The sequence below is a fragment of the Delftia sp. Lp-1 genome, from assembly GCF_020523835.1.
GTDB lineage: Bacteria > Pseudomonadota > Gammaproteobacteria > Burkholderiales > Burkholderiaceae_C > Comamonas > Comamonas acidovorans.
Map to the genome: position 1 here is coordinate 2,355,590 of NZ_JAJALJ010000001.1, position 16,574 is coordinate 2,372,163.

Consider the following 16,574-nt stretch of genomic DNA (forward strand, 5'->3'; position numbering starts at 1 on the left):
TCAGGGCAGGAACGGCGAAGACAGCAGCCGCAAGCCGATGGAAAACCACCGCTCCTGCGTGCTGCTGCCGGCGCGATTGCCGTAGGTGGCATCGATCTGCACATGTCCAGGCACCAGCCAGTAGCGCAGGCCCATCTGGTAGAAGGGCTTGCCCTGGTTCTGGCCGAATGTCTCGGCAATCAGCCAGGTGCTCTGGCTCAATTGGGCCTCGGTGGCCAGGCCCCACGTCATGAGGTTGCGATGCGTCTGCGCCGTGCGCAGCCAGCCCACGTTGGTGTGGAAGAACAGCCGGTCATCGCGCAGCGAGAACGTGACGGGCACATAGGCGTACAGATCTCCCCGGCCCTGGCCCTCGTCATTCGGATGCCGGGCATTGCCCACGGCCAGGCCCCAGCCCCAGCCATTGGGCTGCAGTTCCTTGAACAGGGTCTTGCCCTGGATCACCACATCCGTGGTCCGGCTGCTGCCGTCCTCTCGCGTGCGTGCCGCGCCCAGCGTCAGCTCCAGATTGCCCGTGAAATTGCAGGCCGGCTGCGCCCAGAACTCCGTGCTGTCCTTTTTGGACTTGACCCAGCTTTCCAGCTGGCAGGACTTGGCATCGACGATGCGGGCATCGTCCGTGATCATGGGCCGGGCTGCATGGGCCGGGCTGGTGCCGAGACAGGCTGCCAGGCCCAGGGCTGCCGCCGTCCAAAGGGAGTGGGAATTGCGCATGGCCCGCCATCCTAAAGCCGAAAAATGACGCCACCAGAACATTGCTGTGCCAGGAGCGCCACAACAACGGCTGTGCACGGATTTACCCCATATGGCCCCATATGACCCTATATGCCCTTATATGGCTGGCACATCGAGGCACAGACGCAGACCCGCCATCTGCCCTGGCATGTTGGCCAGCGGCAGCTGAAGCTCCGTCAGCAGCATGGCCTGCTGCATGCGATGCTGAAACGGATAGAACGCCGCCGCACCGCCACGGATGCGCCACTCGTGCGGGCTGGCCTGCAGACGGGTGAACGTGGCCACCGTCAACGCCACCATTCCCCAAGGATTGGCGGCCGCGCGGTTAAGCTGCCCATCGCCAAACTGGGTCAGGCACACATCACCGGACAGATCGCGCTGGGGAACTGCGTCCCCGCACACATACAGCCGCTCCATGCCTGCCTTCGCAACGTACTCCCACTCATGGTCCCAAGGCAGGCGATAGCCCGTGGCGGCCAAAAAGCGCTGCGCTTCCTCTTGCGTGACATAGGCGGGAAACGGCCCGTCCTCGCTGTAGAAATCAGGCCGCTCCAGCCCATCGCACAGCTCCACATGCTCTTCAATCACCCACTCGAACGTGGGAAAGCGGCCCATCAGAAATGCGGGCACATGCACGGGACCCGCCTCCTGCGCTGCATGGACCACCGGCGCAATCAAGGACCAGTCCTCCGCAGGAATCGAATCGCGCAGCTTATCCAACCGCTGCGCCGTTGCCCCGTAGGTGAAATCGTCGCCCAGGACCAGGGTCAGCGTGGTCTCATGCTGCGCGTCGTAAAAGCAGGGAACCTCCCATGCCGTGCCGCCAACCTCAGCAAGTTCTGTAGAGAGGAACGGTTTTGCGAACTCGAAGCCGCGCGGCAGCCCCTCCAGAATGGCTTGGCAAATCTCTGCGCGGCGGGAGGGCAGGGTGGATTGCCAGGATTTGGGGCTGGCGAGTTCAGGGATGGTGTGCATGGTCGGGACAAAATCACATGACTTCAAACAGATGAAATTTGAGGCCGTGCGGATTCTTGCAGAAATCTTCAGGCAGCTCGCCACGCATGGTCAGATCAGACTTTTTGTCTCTGATGTAAACGTCCATCTCATAGCCCCAGTCTCCGGAATTCAATGGATAGATCCTGATGGAGACACGATCGTCTTCGGCATAAAAATCATCATTCTCCTGAGTGATCTTGCTTCCCGTGGGAGGAGGGGATAAGGCAGTGAAATCGTTTTTTCCGAGATAATTTTTCAATGCTTCACACGCCTTATCCATCTGCAACGGGCTGATGCTGAAGCGGTTTTCAAGAGATTTTTCAATCGTGATGAAAGAATGCGGCAGCCAGCAATTGTATGGTTTCCTCAGCAAGTTGAAGATTGAGGGGCATGAATATTATTGGGTTGCGTTGATTCGGGTCGGCGGCTGCTGAAGAAATCTATTGCTTTGACTTGCTTGATTTTTTAGACCATCTCGGACTATTTGGAATTTAGGGATTCAACCAACGCCGAACCAAGATTGTCGCCTAATTTCCTTGCCGCGTTCCAGTCCAGATCTCCTAAGGGAACGGACCAAACAGAACTGTCGTTGGGGAGAGATCTGAAAACATAGCCAACTCCTCCGCCGTCCGTGGCAAAGCACAAAGCCTTGGCGCCAAGATACTTCTGAATGCAAAATTCTCTGTTGAGTTGATCAATGTCGTTCAGCGGCCAGAAAACTAAATATAGAGCCCCGAAATCACCCTCTCCTCCATTGGACCAATGCATCCATTGGGTGTAGTCGCCAGGCAGATTCATCCTTCTTGATGTGTCCTTGATTGTTTCTTCTTCCAAAGGAGGGTCACGATGATACCTGCCTGACATCAAGGTCATGATGGTGTCGATCGTGCTGGCCATGGTTATTGATTGTTCAAATAGCTAGAGATCAGTCTTAGAGAAAATTACAAAATCACCGTTGTTCGGATTATTGCCTCCTTTCCAACCACAGGGAAATCCTGATGACTCATATATTTTGAATAATTTCTCGAAGAAATTGATTTTTTCTTCTGAGAAAAGTCTGGCTTTTGCACAAGCCACAAGATCTTCGTAGAAGATGTTTGTCAGAAAATTGTAGTCATCATCATCCAGATTTAAATCAATCATCAGATGCTTGTTATTTGTTTTTATTTTTTCGTAATAGTTTTCCGAATCACGATGCATTGCGAAATTTTCTAACTGATTTGGCGGTGTGGGTATTTTAATTTCGCCCTGAACGGAATTGAATATATCTGGCAGAAAGTAATATGGAACTTTTATATCTTGATCGGTATATATTTCCAGGGCTTTATGTATATTTTTGATGATTTCTGTATGTTTATCATTATTTTTGTATATGCCGTTGAGAAATTTTCCATCTCTCATGAAAATGAGAATCTCTTGCACGTCCGCTGGATAATCCGGTATGGTTGTCATAGGTTTTTATTTTCTGAAGTTATTCAAAATATTAAATTTTGATATTTCACATTTGTTGATAATATTAAAAATCCGGTATTCCAAAATCACAACCTAGTCGATCAAAGAATCAAGAACAGGGTTAGCTGCGGTGCAGAGATTTTTCTGAGGCTTCTTTAACTGGTTTTCGTCGTTCCTCCATTCTGATTTACTCTTAGCCAGGAGCACGTAGCTGTCGGGCTCATAGAGGTATTCGATCAGGCGGAAGCCACAAATCTCTCCGGCCAGCAGGTCGCCGTAGAGGAAGGTGGTGCGCCCGAAGGAATCCTGCTTGTCTATGTGCCGGTCCAGAGCGTCGTGGCGGTAACGCGTGGACTGGAGACATACCCATCCAAAATAGATAGAGTATTTATGGAGTGTACTCCATTAGTGTTTTTCTGAATTCTCTAAATATTCAAGTTTTTTACTCTGTAGAAATCCATTCTACGAGATCAATAAGTTGGGCATTTTATTTATTCGTCTTGCTCATTAATCCATTTTTTGAAATTAGATGCTTCTTGTGGGCTGTTAAGGCGCGAGATCCATGAAATTTCCTTTTTATTATTGGTATAGCCTGTTACAGAAAAAACCAATATACAGTTGCCGAAAAAATTTTCGGATTTTAATTGCTCAAGTGCAGCTACACATGATTCGAAAAGATTTTTCTGAAATTTTATAAAATCTTTATTGCTGTGTTTTGTGCTATGAAATTTTGATATTTCGGCAGAAACGTCAGTAAACCAATCGTGTCCTGAGAATTCGTATTTCCATTCGGCTGTACTCCATTTGTAATATTGAGTGTCTTCTGGGTCTTCTTTAATTTTCTTCTCTAAAAACGAGGTAGTGTTTGCTGACGGGCAAACAGTCATAGCGCCCTCGTCAGAGTATAGGCCAAATGCACAAAAATCCTCTTCTGGATGAGAACTTCTTAAATTGGAAAATGCTTTCAAGGCTGCGTCTTTGATGACTTTTATGAAATCCGCGTTTTCCATGATGTTCCTTATAAACCAAAGCCAGGAGGCACTGGTCGTGAGTAGACACTGCCGCATCGTCAGTGCCTATGCGCAGGTACTGCAACTGATAGGTCTGGCTCTAGACCTTGTAGCTGGCGGCCCAGACGATGCGGCCGGTTTCGTCGGTGAGCTCCTGGGGGCGCCGATCTGGTCGCATTGGTAATAGTAGGTGGCAAAGCTGGCCTGAGCTGTTTCCGTCTCTACCTGCACGTTACAGTGTTCTTCACTCCGCCATTCCGACTCCAAGAGGGCCTGGGGTGAAGGCCTGCCGGGCTGACCCTGGAGTGCGCCTTGCTGGCTGACCTTATGGGTGGTAAGGCTGCCTATTGGGTTCCAGCAATAGCGGCTGGTCAGCGTGCCTTGGGTGCGTTGGATTTCCTGGGGCAGGGCGTCGCGTTTGATGTCGCTGACCACCTGGCCGTCGGCGAGGATCTGGTGCAGGTGACCCGAGCCGTAGTAGAGCCATTGGACGTGGCGGCCCCCGGGCAGCCAGCAGTCCGTGCGGTTGCTCAGCGCGTCGTAGGCGAAGCGCACATGTGCGTCTGGGTTGCTAGTTTAATGATTTTTAGCTTTTAAGAGACCATTTAAATGGAATTAGAGTTTTCCGAATTTATATATGAATACTATTTTATATAAATAAATATTTAACAAATTCACTTGTTTTTCAAGAGAAACTTTATGAGAATTTCTGATATATATCACATGCCGGAATTAATGAGAATTATATTGGAGTTGCTAGCTTGGTCGAACCGGATTTATTATGGAGTAAGGGAGGTTCTCTATATATTCATCGAAAGCGTCGATGCCTTTGTTGAGAATAATCTTTTCTTCATTTTCATTAATTGGAACGACCCAAAATAGGCTAACTTTCTCGGATCCTATTATTATTTCTTCTAGCTCCTCGCTTTCTCCTCGTAGTTCATCAATTAGTATGGCCTTGGTTGTCCATTTTTCGGGGGCCAAGGCGCTTTCACTCATGACCCGTGGAGGCTCAGAGCTTTCTACATTTTCAATGTTGTGCGCTATTATGTCGCAAAAATACGTAAAGACTCTGTCAATGCTTTCATTTCCCAATCCACTCTCCAAGGCCAACATGAATTCTGTGCAGATGCGTTTTCCATTTTTTCTTGTGAAATTTGAAAGTCCTACCGTTGCGAATCTGGCTGGATATTTTTTATCTTTTGCTGGGAAAAAGTATAATTCTACTGCTGAATGGGTGTTGTTTTTACCCATCTTCAATCTGTATTCCGGCATTCCCCATTCTTTAATATAAGCGCACAAAATAACGCTCCTTCTAATATCGAAGGATAATATCGCTTCTTTTGCTTCTTCAGTTTTAATTTGCGCATCCATCATCTTTTTTCTTCCTTGATTTTCTTGGTTTAAAGTTTGGGCCTGTATCTGTGCGATATTGCTGGGTGTGACTCATGGTCCCTCCCTCAGACTTTTGGCAAGGAAGGCACACCAGACTCGTTGCAGTTGTATTATATAGATCATTTCTGGTTTTCTGATCCGTATTATATCCTTGTGTATTATGTGTTTGAACCAGTGCTGGATCATGTTGAACAGAAGTATTGCTTGTGTTTAATAAGCACCCACAAATAGCGCAAGGGATATTTCCGTTGGTGTCTGTCTGTTGTTTCTCCAGGGCATCTCTTCGGCGTTTGCGGATTCTTGTTGGATACAGCTTTTCCCTAATACCAGGTCCACTGCGTTTTGCTAAGCCATACGGATCTATCCATTCGAGAGGATTGTTTGCATAAATAAATAAATTATTTCCACCAAACAACCCAATCGGATCCTGATGCACAAACCTCCCCACCACAGGATCGTAATACCTGAACCGGTTGTAGTGCAGCCCCGTCTCGCCGTCAAAGTACTGTCCCTGGAACCGTAGCGGTTGCTCCACCAGCGCCAGGCTTTGTACCTCACCCTGGGCGGCCAGGGCCAGCGGGCGCTGGTCGTGGGTGAACACCGCCGCATCGTCCGTGCCGGTGCGCAGGTACTGCAGCTGCTGGGTCTGGCCCCAGACCTTGTAGCTGGCGGCCCAGACGATGCGGCCGGTTTCGTCAGTGAGTTCCTGGGGGGCGCCGATCTGGTCGCAGTGATAGTAGTAGGTGGCAAAGCTGGCTTTGTCCGCTTCTGCCTGTGCGTTGCGGTTTTCCTCGCTCTTCCATTCCGACTCCAGCTTGGCCAGGGGCACGAAGCTGTCGGGCTCGTAGAGGTATTCGCTCAGGCGTGAGCCACGGATTTCTCCGGCGAGCAGGTCGCCGTCGTAGAGGAAGGTGGTGCGCCCGAAGGCATCGTGCTTGTCGATGCGCCGGCCCAGCGCGTCGTAGCGGTAGCGCGTGGTCTGGACGGTGGCGGCAGGCTCTGGCTGCGCATTCGATCCGGCGATCTTCGGTTCGGGCCTGTCGTGGTAGCGCGTGACCGTGGATTCGAGCATCTGGTGCTCGGCGCTGTAGCGAAAGCGCTGCACGGTGTGCCAGCCGATGCGGCGCTCCACGATGTTGCCGTGCAGGTCGTACTGGAAACGCAGGTCTTGGTAGACAGCGAGCCGGTTGGTGGGCACCTGTTCACGTTCGTTGCTGGTGCCGCCGCTGCTGAGGTCTCCACCACGGTTGGGGTTGAGCAGGTTGCCTGCGGGGTCGAATGCGAAGGTTTCCAGGTTCCGGCCCGAGGTGGGCGATCCGCCGGCAGCATTTTTCTGTGCGGCGAGGATGCGGCCCAGGGCGTCGTAACGGTACTGGCTGTCGCCGCGCAGGCCGTCGCGCGTGGCGACGAGGTTGCCTGTGGGGTCGTACTGGTACAGGCGGGTGATGCGCTGGCCGGAGGGCAGGGGCGTATCCCGGTCCCAGAGGGCCTGGGGTGAAGGCCTGCCGGGCTGTCCCTGGAGCGCGCCTTGCTGGCTGACCTTGTGGGAGGTGAGGCGGCCCATGGGGTCCCAGCCATAGCGGCTGGTCAGCGTGCCTTGGGTGCGTTCGATTTCCTGGTGCAGGGCGTCGCGTTCGATGTCGCTGACCACCTGGCCGTCGGCGAGGATCTGGTGCAGGTGGCCCGAGCCGTAGTAGAGCCATTGGACGTGTCGGCCCCCGGGCAGCCAGCAGTCCGTGCGGTTGCTCAGCGCGTCGTAGGCGTGCCGATAGCTGTAGGTCGCCAGCGCCTGCTCGTCTGCACTGGGCGCCATGTGTACCTGGGTCTCTTCCACCAGCCGCGATAGAGCGTCGTAGGCGAAGCGCACATGTGCATCGGGGTTGCTGGCATGCAGCATGCGGCCCAGCAGGTCGTAGCCATAGGTGGTGGTTCCTCCGTCTCCATTACCTGCCGCGTCGCTGCCCACGTGGATCTTGGCGACAAGGCGGCCCAGCACATCCCTGCGAAACAGGGTGCGCTTGGGCAGGGCTGCGTCGGGCCGTGGATCGTAGGGCGTATCCGGGGGCAGGTGGGCATCGCGCTCGTGCAGTTCGGTCAGTTCGCTGGCGGCGTTGTAGCGGTAGCGCTGTATGCGGCCGTCAAAACCGGTTTCCTCGATCAGGTTGTCTGCGGCGTCGTAGGTGAAGCTGGTGACGGCGCCGTTTTCGTTCTGCAGGGCGATGAGCCTGCCCACGGCGTCATAGCGGTAGCGCAGCGTGCCGCCCAGCGCATCGCGGCGCTCCACGGGCTGGTCCAGGCCGTTGTAGGTGTAGCGGGTGATGGCGCCTTGCGGGTCGGTGTAGGAAAGCAGGTTGCTCTGGGGGTCGTAGGCATAGTGATGTTCGGAACCATCAGCGCCCCACATCCGGCGCAGGCGTCCAAGCGCGTCGTGAAGGTAGCGGGTGGTCTGGCCCAGGGCGTCGGTGGAGGCCACGAGGTTGCCCAGGATGTCCCACGCATAGCGCGTGACCTGGCCCGAGCAGTCGGTGTAGGCCACGAGCTGTCCGGCTTCGTCCCACTGCAGATGGCGGGTTTTGCCCAGCGCGTCTTCTATGGCGACGGGCAGGCCGCGCGTGTCGTACTTCCAGCGCGTGGCGTGGCCCAGCGGGTCCAGGCGCTCGACCAGATTGCCCTGGGCGTCGTAGGCCTGCCGCCAGACATGGCCCAGCGCGTCGGTGACTTCTTCGGGCAGGTTGAGCTGGTTGTACTTGAGGCGGGTGGTGGCACCTGATGCGTCCGTGACGGCCAGCAGGTTGCCCTGGCCGTCGAATTGCCAGCGGGTGGTGCGGCCCATGGCGTCCCGCGCCTGTTGCGGGTTGCCGGCGGCGTCCATGCGCGTCTCGGATCGGACGGGCTGGCCATCCGGCCCGGGTTCGACGATGGCGATGACCTCATGCCGGGCGTTGTATTCGTAGCTGCTGCGCCGGCCCAGGGCGTCGGTGACATGCGTTGTGCGGCGGCCCAGGTCGTAGTCGAAGCGAGTGTCCAGCGTGCCGGGCTCGTCGGTCCAGGTCCGCACGACGCGGCCGCCCGCGTCAAGCCGGCTCCATTCCTGGTGGTAGGTGAAGCCGGTGCGGCTGCTGTAGGCCACCATCAGGTGCTGGCGATAGCGATAGTGCGCCGCGCCGCCCATGGCATCCGTGGCGGACTGGAGGTTGGCATGGGCGTCATCCGGGACGTTGCCATCCGTCCCATAGGCATAGCGTGCCAGCAGGCCGCCGACCTGTTCCACACCGTCGATCACACGGGATTCCAGGTGGATTTCCTGCAGGAGCGGGCCGGAGGGTCCCTGGTCTTCACTCCAGGTGAAGCGCAGCTTGCGGCCAGCACTGTCGGTCAGTCCCAGCGGGCGGGGCGCGCGGCCATCGATGCCTGTGGCGGTGTAGGCCGGGTAGTGAAGGGTGATGGTGTTGCCATTGCGGTCCACTAGGTGCACTAGTGGCAGACGCCATTGGCCGGTGGCCGGGGGGGCGAACAGGTGCCGGGTGCCATCGGCGCTTTCAACGCTCCAGCCGCCTTGCTGGTGGTGGGTGACGGTGATTTTTTCGCGCGGGTCGAAGTGGCTGGTCCCGGCGGCAATCACGGGCAGCTGTATGCGGCGCCCGCGGGCGTCGTAGTAGTGCACCGCATCGTGGACCAGCACCAGTTCGGTGGACAGGGGCGTGCTCCATCCCCATCCAAGCCAGCCGGGGCGGCGGTCGCTGGAGCGGTAGTACCGCTGCCAGGTCAGGGCCATGGGGCCGGGCAATTCGAAATCCGTGTCGCGCAGGATCTTGGTGCCTGTGGCAAAGATCACGGGATGGCATGTGCCCAGCTCGCAGGTCGGTGGCGTGGCAATGCTTCCCTTGGAGGCGTTGTCGATGATGTTGCCCTGCGTGTTGGGATTGACGCTGTTGTCCGTGCGCTGTGCCACGGGGTTGCGGCGCGACTTGGCGCGCTGGGCGATCTTGCCCAGGACAAAGCCAATGGTGATGGCGGCCACGCCATCGGCGATCACTTCGGCGATCTGGTCGATTTTTTCGTCGGTCAGGGGCGGTGTCAGCAGCTCCTGGATTTCCTGGGCAAGTTCGGCGACTTGCTCGGCCGCCTGGGCCATGGCGGCCCCTCCGACGACGAGGTTGACGCCGGGAATGAGCTTGCCTACGAGCTTGAGGGCGGGCCCGATCAGCGCGCTGGGATCGGTCAGGCTTTCTCCAAGGGCCGACAGCTGGCTGGAGAAGGCGCCCGGCAGCTTTTCGATCACCTTCTGCGCCAATTGGTCATAGGGACCGGGCAGCGCCTTCATGGCAAGGCGCATGGCCCAGCCAGGATTGATGACCATGGCGTTGCTTTTGGTCGTGTCGAAGGACCGCACGCTGCCCCGGCTCTCGAACTTGGTATCGCTGCTGTAGCTGGTGGGCTCGGCCGCGCCGCCGACAACGCCGGAACGCACGCCCGCGATACCACCGAGCTTGTCGGGCGTGGCGGGTATGGACTCGAAGCGGCTGCCGGCAACGGCCACGGGGTGCCCATCGATCTTGAGCGTGGCCGTGCCGTTCTTCAGGCCCGGGCCATGGGCCATGTTGAGGATGGGAACCGGTGGTCCCTGGGGCTTGGGAAAGACGGGGTTGATCGGGCCAGGAATCATGGCCGGATTGCGGCCTTCGTGGATGGCGCGGCGGTCGTTGACGTAGGTGGCCATGGATGGACTCAGGACTCTTGGGAAATGGAGGATTGGCGCCGCCCGGCTGCGGAAGATCTTCCTGCCGTGCGGGCATGGCGATTCCAGGTGGCGCTCCAGGCGGCCACGCGGGTGTTCAGCCCGGTGACCGTGAGCAGGCCTGCGTGGCCTGCCAGGGGCGACGGCATGACGGGGTGCGTCAGCCACTGGCGCATCTCATGGAACAGGCTGAGCATGAGAGGCGCCCAGGCCGCGCCCATTTGACCAAGCAGTGCTGCCGGGTCCTGGGCTTGCGGCAGGCCGCCCTGTGACGCCAGCGCCGCGGAGAGGCTGGCCAGCTCTGCGCCCCGCCATGCCGAGCCATCCATGTCGGACCAATAGGAGTGCAGGGCGTTGACCGGCATGTGCGCTGCCTTCAGCGCACCGTGGCTGGCCTCGATCAGTGCGCGGCCATCGGGCAGGGTGTCGCTGTCCATGCGTGAGCGTGGCTCGTCTGCAAAGAATGGTGGATAGACCGTGACGAAATCTGCAGTGGCCGGCTTGCGGGACAGTCGTACGAAGGCTGCGCCTTCCGAGGCAATGAAGCCTTCGCACACGCCGTTGACCTTGGCCCAGCGACGCTGGTAGAGCACGTCCGCGATCTCCGTGTCCACGAAGCTGTCCACTCCGCCGATGATCACTTCGGGCACCGAGGGGTTGTCGTGCATGAAACGATAGGCCTGCGACAGCGCATCGGCGCCTGCCACTGCGCCGCCCGGGTAGACCTTGATGGGCAGGAACTCTGCGGCGAGGTCCAGTGCGCGGGGAAGCTCCAGTGCGAATCGGCCGGCGTCTATCCAGCCGGGCAGCTCGGGCAAGGAGTCGGGCAGTGCCACGAAGAGGGGGATGGGCCGCTGCAGCGGCCAGCCTGCGGCAGGCGCCGGCTGGCCGCGCAACGCTTCGTGCAGGGCAGGGGCTGCGAGCCGGATCAGGCGTTCCGTTCCTTTGCAGGCTGCATCAATGGCTTGCACCCGGGATACGGTGGCACGGTGCTCGGCCTGACCGGTGATGGCCTGCCGGGTAAAGCTCGACTGGCGTGCAGTGAAGCCGCAGCCGGTCTGCCAGGCCCGTGTCCCGATGGGGGTGCATGCACCAGTGGCCGCGATGACGAGAGGGTTCATGGTTGTGCCCTGCCGATGTTGAATGCCGCACGTTCGATCACGGAGGCCGTGCTGCAGGCCAGGGCCTGAACGACGGCCAGATCGTCGGCCTCGATCCACAGCGCTGCGCCCACGCGTGAGAGATGTTCCAGATAGAGCAGTCGTCGCAAGGGCGCTCCCACCATGGCCGAGGACTCTTGCAGAACCACCTGTGTGCGAGGGCGGCCCAGACGCAGTGCAGGGCCTGAAACAGGAAGCGCGGCCAGGGCAGCATCCACGCAGGCGGCACGGCCGGATGCCTCATTACCCATGTCGAAGGCGATATCGGCAGGCTCTCCTGTAAGCAGGGCCGTGGCGTCAGCCAAGGTGCGGCAGGCCTCTTCATCCTCCAAGGCCGTATGGGCAGCAAGCTGGCGAAGCAGAGGAATGTCTCCTACAAGCGAGGCCGCATATACCTGCAGGTCCCAGGGCATTTGGGGATGCCGGCCTTGCCGCAAGGCGCTTGCCAGCGCATGTCCATCCCTGGCGGCCAGCAGGGCCAAGGCCACGGTGGAATGCGGCATCCGGGCCAAAAGAGTGCGTGCCACAGGCGTTTCCTGCCGGCTCCCCATGAGCGCCAGCGCCAGCAAGGCGGCCTGCGCATCGCTGTCTTGTTGCGTGGCTGCGATGGCCTTGGCTTCATCGCCACGCCCTGTGCATCGCCAATCACACAGGGCCGCTACGCCGCCCGGAAGACCGGATGTCCATGCAGAGATGGCTTGTGCGAATTCGTCGCTGACAGCTGGCCGGGAAATTGCGAGGCGCTGGAGCAACTGTGCCAATGGCGCGCTCTGCCTGTGCTGTTCCTGGGAGAGCAGCCAAGTGAAGTATTCGGCGACGGTGTTGTCAAAGCAAAACCGCATGGCGTTGAAGACCGCGTTCGGCTGGGCATGGAGATGGGCGCCCAGCGTTCGCTCCAGCCCATCGTGAACGTGCTTGCGTTGCAGGTGCAGGGCTTGCAGGCAGGCCAGCGCGAAGATGCGGGAGGGCTCATCCAGGATTTCAGCGCCAGCTGTTTCGATGGCCTGCTGGCAGGCATGGTCCAGCTCAGGTGCGTGCATCAGGTGCTGCTTCAGGCCGCTCAGCGCCTGCACGATGCTGTCGTCGAACACGGCAAATGCGTCGGGGCGCGACGCGGGGCGCTGTAGCAACTGGGCGCGGCGCCAGTACTGCGTTACCAGTGTGCGTGCCAAGCGGGGCGCCTGCCCGTCCATGACGGGGATGTCGATGGCCCGGGGAATGGGGAGTTCAATAACGGTCATGATGAAAAGAGGCTGGTCGCTACGTCGCAGCGGCATCGCATCAGGGACAATGCCGCCCAGGAGGAACCCAAGCGATGCTGGACAATCTGACGCCTTTTGCTGCGGAAATACTGCCGGGACATGGCGCCGACGGCGGCCTGTGCTCCACCGTGGTGATCAAGGCCACGCTGGATTTCGCGGGCCGCGCAGTGGCACAGGGCAAGGCGGTGCCGGTGTTTCGCGGTGATGAGTCCTTTGATGGGTGCGGGCACGTGGTGCGCCACGAGGCCGATATCGCCCCGCTGAAATCCCGCGTGGATGTTCTGTTCAATGGCCATGCCCATGCACCTGGCGGCAAGGCTGTGGCACGTTTCGACGCGGGTCTGGCCATTGGCGGCGAAAACCGCGTCATCCGCGTCTTTGGCAAGCGCGTTTGGCGCCGCAAGATGGGGCTGGTGCCTGTGGTGCAGGAGCTGGAGCCTGCGCTCAAGGTTCCCCTGACCTACAACCTCGCCTTTGGCGGTGCGGATGCAGAAAACCCCGAAATATTTCACGGCCCCAATCCGGTGGGGGCGGGCTTCAGTGCAGGCCTTCCCCAGGACGGAGCGCCGATGCATCAGCTCGAATGGGTCGATGACCCGCTCCGATCGCCAGCCGACCGGATTTCGCCAGCCGGCTTTGGCTGCATAGGACGCAGCTGGTTGCCGCGTCGTGCCTTGTGGGGCAGCTATGCGGCTCAGGAGCTGGAACAGTCGCCGGGCCTTCTCTCGCGAATGCCGGCCTCGTTTGATCCGGCTGCATGGAACTGCGCCCATCCGCGCATGCAATTCAGGCGGGACCAGGTACGGGCGGGAACGAGGGTTGCCTGGGTCCACCTGAGCGCCGAGGGCGAGGGGGAGACCATCATTCCTGCTATCCGTCCGCAGCTCAGTTGGGTGATGCGTGGTGAGCGCGGCGCTGCAAGTCCCGAATTCGATACGCTGATCATTGAACCCGAGCATGGGCATCTGGTGCTCATATGGCGGCACACGCTTGCAGGGCATGTCCTGCGTGGTCTCGAAAGCGTTCAGGTCCATCTCTGATCCAGCCTTCAGTTGATGCGGACTTCGGCCGCATCCAGATCCAGCAGGTCCCGCGCGTCCTGCTCAATCGTCAGTGCGACCAGACGGACAAGGCCCTGGGCTGTCAGCTTCAGCGTGGCTTGCCCGCAACTGAGCGTGATGCAGTCCTGCGACTGCAGGCGGATGGCACGCTGCGCCCACGGCGCTGCAGGAGAAGGCGAGAGAACGGCTGTAATGGTGGCCCGCCCGGTGGGCAGGACTGCGAGCAGGACCTCGTCTCCGGGAACCAGTTCCGGAAGCAGAACGCCAGCGGGAGCCTGAAGCGAAACCACGGGGTCTTGCGCAAGGGCCACCAGATACAGGTCTTGTTCCTGAGCTTCGATGACTCGTCCAGCCAGGAGCTGTACGTTCGACACGGCGTGCTGCAGGCTGCCGTCATCGGACGGTTCGACAGGAATGCGTGCTTGTGGGATTGCCATGGGATTTCCTTCAAGCGGGGTTGATATGGCTGTCCGGAGACGACACGGTCACCTTGGAGCTGCCGCTGATGGAGATCGTCTGTCCGTTGACCTGCACGGTGCCGTCGCTGGTCATGCGCAACACGGCCTTGCCGCACTTGATCTCGATGGCGTCGCCCACGGTGATGGCCATTTCCTTGCCCACCGTGATCGTCTGCACCTCGCCCACGGTGGTGGCGGAGTTCTTGCCGACCGTCGCCGTATGGTTGTCGGCCGTGTCGTCGGTGCGGTTCTTGCCCACGCTGGTGGACTGGTTCTGACCCACTGAAACACTGCGGTTCATGAGCACCGTCGTGCTCTGGTTCAGCCCCACATTCACCACCATGGCCGCGCCCACGTTGACGTTGTAGGCGGCGCCGATGTTCACCATCTTGGCCAGGCCCACGTTCTGCATATAGGCCAGTCCGATGGTCTCTGTCTTGAAGCTGCCCACCTTGATCGACCAGTTGTTGCCGATCTTGTCCTTCTCGTTGCGGCCTATGGTCTTGCTGCGGTTCTTGCCGATGGAGATGTTCTCGTCGATGCCAACGTCTTCATTGCGGTTGTCGCCTATGCTGATCTTCTCGTTGTGGTCCACCCGCTCCGTGCGGTTGTTGTGCACGGTGATGGTCTCGTCGCGGTCCACGGTCTCGGTGCGGTCGCGGTGGATGACGTTGGTCTCGTCACGGTCCACGGTCTTGCGCCGGTCGTTGCCCACCCATTTGTCCTCGTCGTTCTCGACTTCGGTGAGCTGGTCCTTTTGCGCATGCAGCCACAGCTGTTCGGCGCCTGCCTTGTCCTCGAAGCGGATGGCGTTGGCGTCGCCCTGGCCGTTCTTCATGCCCGCGCCCGGTGCGCCGCCCTTGCTGGATCTGGTCTTGATGCCCGATTGCGTGGCGTTGGCCGGCAGCGCCCAGGGCGGCATGTTGGAGGCGTTGTAGACGCAGCCCATGACGATGGGGTGGTCCGGGTCGCCGTTGAGGAAGTCCACGATGACTTCCATACCGATGCGCGGGATGTGCACCGCGCCAAAGCCCGGCCCAGCCCAGCTGGTGGCCACGCGCATCCAGCAGCTGGAGTTCTCGTTCATGCCGCCGATGCGGTCCCAGTGGAACTGCACCTTGACGCGGCCGTACTGGTCGCACCAGATCTCTTCGCCCGCGGGCCCGACGACGACGGCGGTCTGCGGGCCCGTGGTGCGCGGTTTGGCGGTGATGCGCTGGGGCTTGAAGGGCAGGCTGGTGGGCTGGGCCTGGAGCACGAATTTCTGTGTCGAGCCCTCGCCGCTGCCGCCGTCGCTGACGCGCGGGTTTTCTTCGAAGGCGTAGTCCACGGCCGTGACCAGGTAGGCCTGGTTCTGGTCGCCGCGCGGGTAGTTGTCCAGCGTGAAGGTGTAGCCCGGCGCCATGGCGCGGTGGTTGGAGCTGCCCTGCACCGTGCTCTGGCGCGTGAGACTTTGCTGCAGGCGCACGCGGATGTAGTCCTCGCCGTCGCCGGTTTCTGTGTAGCCGCCCGGCCATTCGTAGATCTCGTAGGCGTCGTGCGCATGGCCGGGCGGGTTGCGGCGCATGTTGGACAGCTCGGCGCGGGGTTTCTTGAAGTCGTAGTCGTCGTTGTAGTGCCGGCCGGGCTTGACGCGCTGGTGCAGTTCCCAGGCGTGTATGCATTCCTCGCGCGCCACGGCGGCCTTGCCGGGCGGGTGGAAGGGGATGACGGCGCCGCCCTGCAGCGGGTCGTGCGAGGCGACGATGTCGTCGCCCAATGTCAGCACATGCTGGCCCGCGCTGTGCTGGTGGTAGTAGCAGATGCCCTCGTGCTCCATGAGGCGCGAGACGAACTGGAAGTCCGTCTCGTTGTACTGCACGCAGTACTCCCAGGTGCGGTAGGAGCGCGTCAGGCGCTGCTGCATGGGGTGGCCGTAGATGCCCAGGACCTCGTTGATGATGTCCGGCACGGTCTTGTTCTGGAAGATGCGAAAGTCGCTGCGGCGTGTGGCCAGCCACAGCCAGGGCGACAGGCGCGCGCGGTACAGGAAGTTGCGGTGCTCGTCCTGGCCGCGCATGCCGAAGGCCGTGACCAGGCCATCGATGTAGCGTTTGCCGCCGTCCTGGGTCTCCACCACCACGGTGGCGCCCTTGCCCAGCAGGGACTTGGGATCGATGCTGTCGCTTTCGCTGAGCAGGTCGATCTCCAGGGCGAACAGATGGCTGATTTCCTCGCGACCCTGCAGCCGGCGCAGCTGCAGCTGGTCTGCCAGGGGGGTGTTGATGGTGACTCTGCGTGTCATGGTGTCGGATCTCGCGGTGCTTG

The 16,574-nt window shown here is 59.4% G+C and carries 14 protein-coding genes; 1 reads left to right on the forward strand and 13 read right to left on the reverse strand.

Annotation, left to right across the window (positions count from 1 at the left end):
• From LGR64_RS10570 to LGR64_RS10615, 11 genes are all read right to left on the reverse strand, one after another.
• Entirely contained in the window at window positions 1–714 is a 714-nt protein-coding gene (locus LGR64_RS10570; RefSeq protein WP_088164683.1) for a hypothetical protein, read from the reverse strand.
• A gap of 117 nt (window positions 715–831) precedes the next feature.
• A complete protein-coding gene (locus LGR64_RS10575) occupies window positions 832–1,710 on the reverse strand; it encodes a hypothetical protein (protein ID WP_141831902.1) in 879 nt (292 codons plus the stop codon).
• Window positions 1,711–1,723: 13 nt separating this feature from the next.
• Window positions 1,724–2,104 carry a hypothetical protein gene (locus LGR64_RS10580; protein WP_230355392.1) on the reverse strand — a complete coding sequence of 127 codons (381 nt, stop codon included), beginning with the start codon at window positions 2,102–2,104 and terminating at the stop codon, window positions 1,724–1,726.
• Between the two features lie 107 nt (window positions 2,105–2,211).
• On the reverse strand, window positions 2,212–2,628 hold the full coding sequence (locus tag LGR64_RS10585) for an SMI1/KNR4 family protein (protein WP_141831904.1): 417 nt from the start codon (window positions 2,626–2,628) through the stop codon (window positions 2,212–2,214).
• A 21-nt stretch (window positions 2,629–2,649) separates the two neighbouring features.
• Entirely contained in the window at window positions 2,650–3,183 is a 534-nt protein-coding gene (locus LGR64_RS10590) for a hypothetical protein (RefSeq protein WP_143343429.1), read from the reverse strand.
• Between the two features lie 491 nt (window positions 3,184–3,674).
• A complete protein-coding gene (locus tag LGR64_RS10595; protein ID WP_157760125.1) occupies window positions 3,675–4,193 on the reverse strand; it encodes a DUF4303 domain-containing protein in 519 nt (172 codons plus the stop codon).
• 100 nt (window positions 4,194–4,293) lie between these two features.
• A complete protein-coding gene (locus tag LGR64_RS28665) occupies window positions 4,294–4,371 on the reverse strand; it encodes an RHS domain-containing protein (protein WP_230590973.1) in 78 nt (25 codons plus the stop codon).
• Between the two features lie 578 nt (window positions 4,372–4,949).
• Window positions 4,950–5,570: a suppressor of fused domain protein gene (locus tag LGR64_RS10600; RefSeq protein WP_221632740.1), complete on the reverse strand. Its 621-nt coding sequence runs from the start codon at window positions 5,568–5,570 to the stop codon at window positions 4,950–4,952.
• Window positions 5,551–10,308: an RHS repeat-associated core domain-containing protein gene (locus LGR64_RS10605; RefSeq protein ID WP_141831910.1), complete on the reverse strand. Its 4,758-nt coding sequence runs from the start codon at window positions 10,306–10,308 to the stop codon at window positions 5,551–5,553. The genes LGR64_RS10600 and LGR64_RS10605 overlap by 20 nt, the downstream gene beginning before the upstream one ends.
• Before the next feature lie 8 nt (window positions 10,309–10,316).
• On the reverse strand, window positions 10,317–11,447 hold the full coding sequence (locus LGR64_RS10610) for a 3-oxoacyl-ACP synthase (protein WP_141831912.1): 1,131 nt from the start codon (window positions 11,445–11,447) through the stop codon (window positions 10,317–10,319).
• Complete coding sequence (locus LGR64_RS10615; RefSeq protein WP_230355393.1) at window positions 11,444–12,763, reverse strand: hypothetical protein; 1,320 nt, start codon at window positions 12,761–12,763, stop codon at window positions 11,444–11,446. The genes LGR64_RS10610 and LGR64_RS10615 overlap by 4 nt, the downstream gene beginning before the upstream one ends.
• A gap of 38 nt (window positions 12,764–12,801) precedes the next feature.
• Here LGR64_RS10615 and LGR64_RS10620 point away from each other — a divergent pair, with 38 nt between their 5' ends.
• Complete coding sequence (locus tag LGR64_RS10620) at window positions 12,802–13,788, forward strand: DUF2169 family type VI secretion system accessory protein (protein ID WP_230355394.1); 987 nt, start codon at window positions 12,802–12,804, stop codon at window positions 13,786–13,788.
• Between the two features lie 8 nt (window positions 13,789–13,796).
• Here LGR64_RS10620 and LGR64_RS10625 read toward each other — a convergent pair whose 3' ends face one another.
• Together LGR64_RS10625 and LGR64_RS10630 are read right to left on the reverse strand one after the other, a co-directional pair.
• On the reverse strand, window positions 13,797–14,246 hold the full coding sequence (locus LGR64_RS10625; RefSeq protein WP_096916374.1) for a hypothetical protein: 450 nt from the start codon (window positions 14,244–14,246) through the stop codon (window positions 13,797–13,799).
• 10 nt (window positions 14,247–14,256) lie between these two features.
• Complete coding sequence (locus LGR64_RS10630) at window positions 14,257–16,551, reverse strand: type VI secretion system Vgr family protein (protein WP_230355395.1); 2,295 nt, start codon at window positions 16,549–16,551, stop codon at window positions 14,257–14,259.
• Between the last annotated feature and the right edge of the window lie 23 nt (window positions 16,552–16,574).

What these genes read in the sequence shown, in the direction of transcription:
- LGR64_RS10615 (WP_230355393.1), bottom strand. Translation starts at nt 12,763, where the DNA reads ATGCCGCTGCGACGTAGCGACCAGCCTCTTTTCATCATGACCGTTATT.
- LGR64_RS10630 (WP_230355395.1), bottom strand. Translation starts at nt 16,551, where the DNA reads ATGACACGCAGAGTCACCATCAACACCCCCCTGGCAGACCAGCTGCAG.
- LGR64_RS10620 (WP_230355394.1), top strand. Translation starts at nt 12,802, where the DNA reads ATGCTGGACAATCTGACGCCTTTTGCTGCGGAAATACTGCCGGGACAT.
- LGR64_RS10570 (WP_088164683.1), bottom strand. Translation starts at nt 714, where the DNA reads ATGCGCAATTCCCACTCCCTTTGGACGGCGGCAGCCCTGGGCCTGGCA.
- LGR64_RS10625 (WP_096916374.1), bottom strand. Translation starts at nt 14,246, where the DNA reads ATGGCAATCCCACAAGCACGCATTCCTGTCGAACCGTCCGATGACGGC.
- LGR64_RS10575 (WP_141831902.1), bottom strand. Translation starts at nt 1,710, where the DNA reads ATGCACACCATCCCTGAACTCGCCAGCCCCAAATCCTGGCAATCCACC.
- LGR64_RS10585 (WP_141831904.1), bottom strand. Translation starts at nt 2,628, where the DNA reads ATGGCCAGCACGATCGACACCATCATGACCTTGATGTCAGGCAGGTAT.
- LGR64_RS10595 (WP_157760125.1), bottom strand. Translation starts at nt 4,193, where the DNA reads ATGGAAAACGCGGATTTCATAAAAGTCATCAAAGACGCAGCCTTGAAA.
- LGR64_RS10600 (WP_221632740.1), bottom strand. Translation starts at nt 5,570, where the DNA reads ATGATGGATGCGCAAATTAAAACTGAAGAAGCAAAAGAAGCGATATTA.
- LGR64_RS10605 (WP_141831910.1), bottom strand. Translation starts at nt 10,308, where the DNA reads ATGGCCACCTACGTCAACGACCGCCGCGCCATCCACGAAGGCCGCAAT.
- LGR64_RS10610 (WP_141831912.1), bottom strand. Translation starts at nt 11,447, where the DNA reads ATGAACCCTCTCGTCATCGCGGCCACTGGTGCATGCACCCCCATCGGG.
- LGR64_RS10590 (WP_143343429.1), bottom strand. Translation starts at nt 3,183, where the DNA reads ATGACAACCATACCGGATTATCCAGCGGACGTGCAAGAGATTCTCATT.
- LGR64_RS28665 (WP_230590973.1), bottom strand. Translation starts at nt 4,371, where the DNA reads ATGCGACCAGATCGGCGCCCCCAGGAGCTCACCGACGAAACCGGCCGC.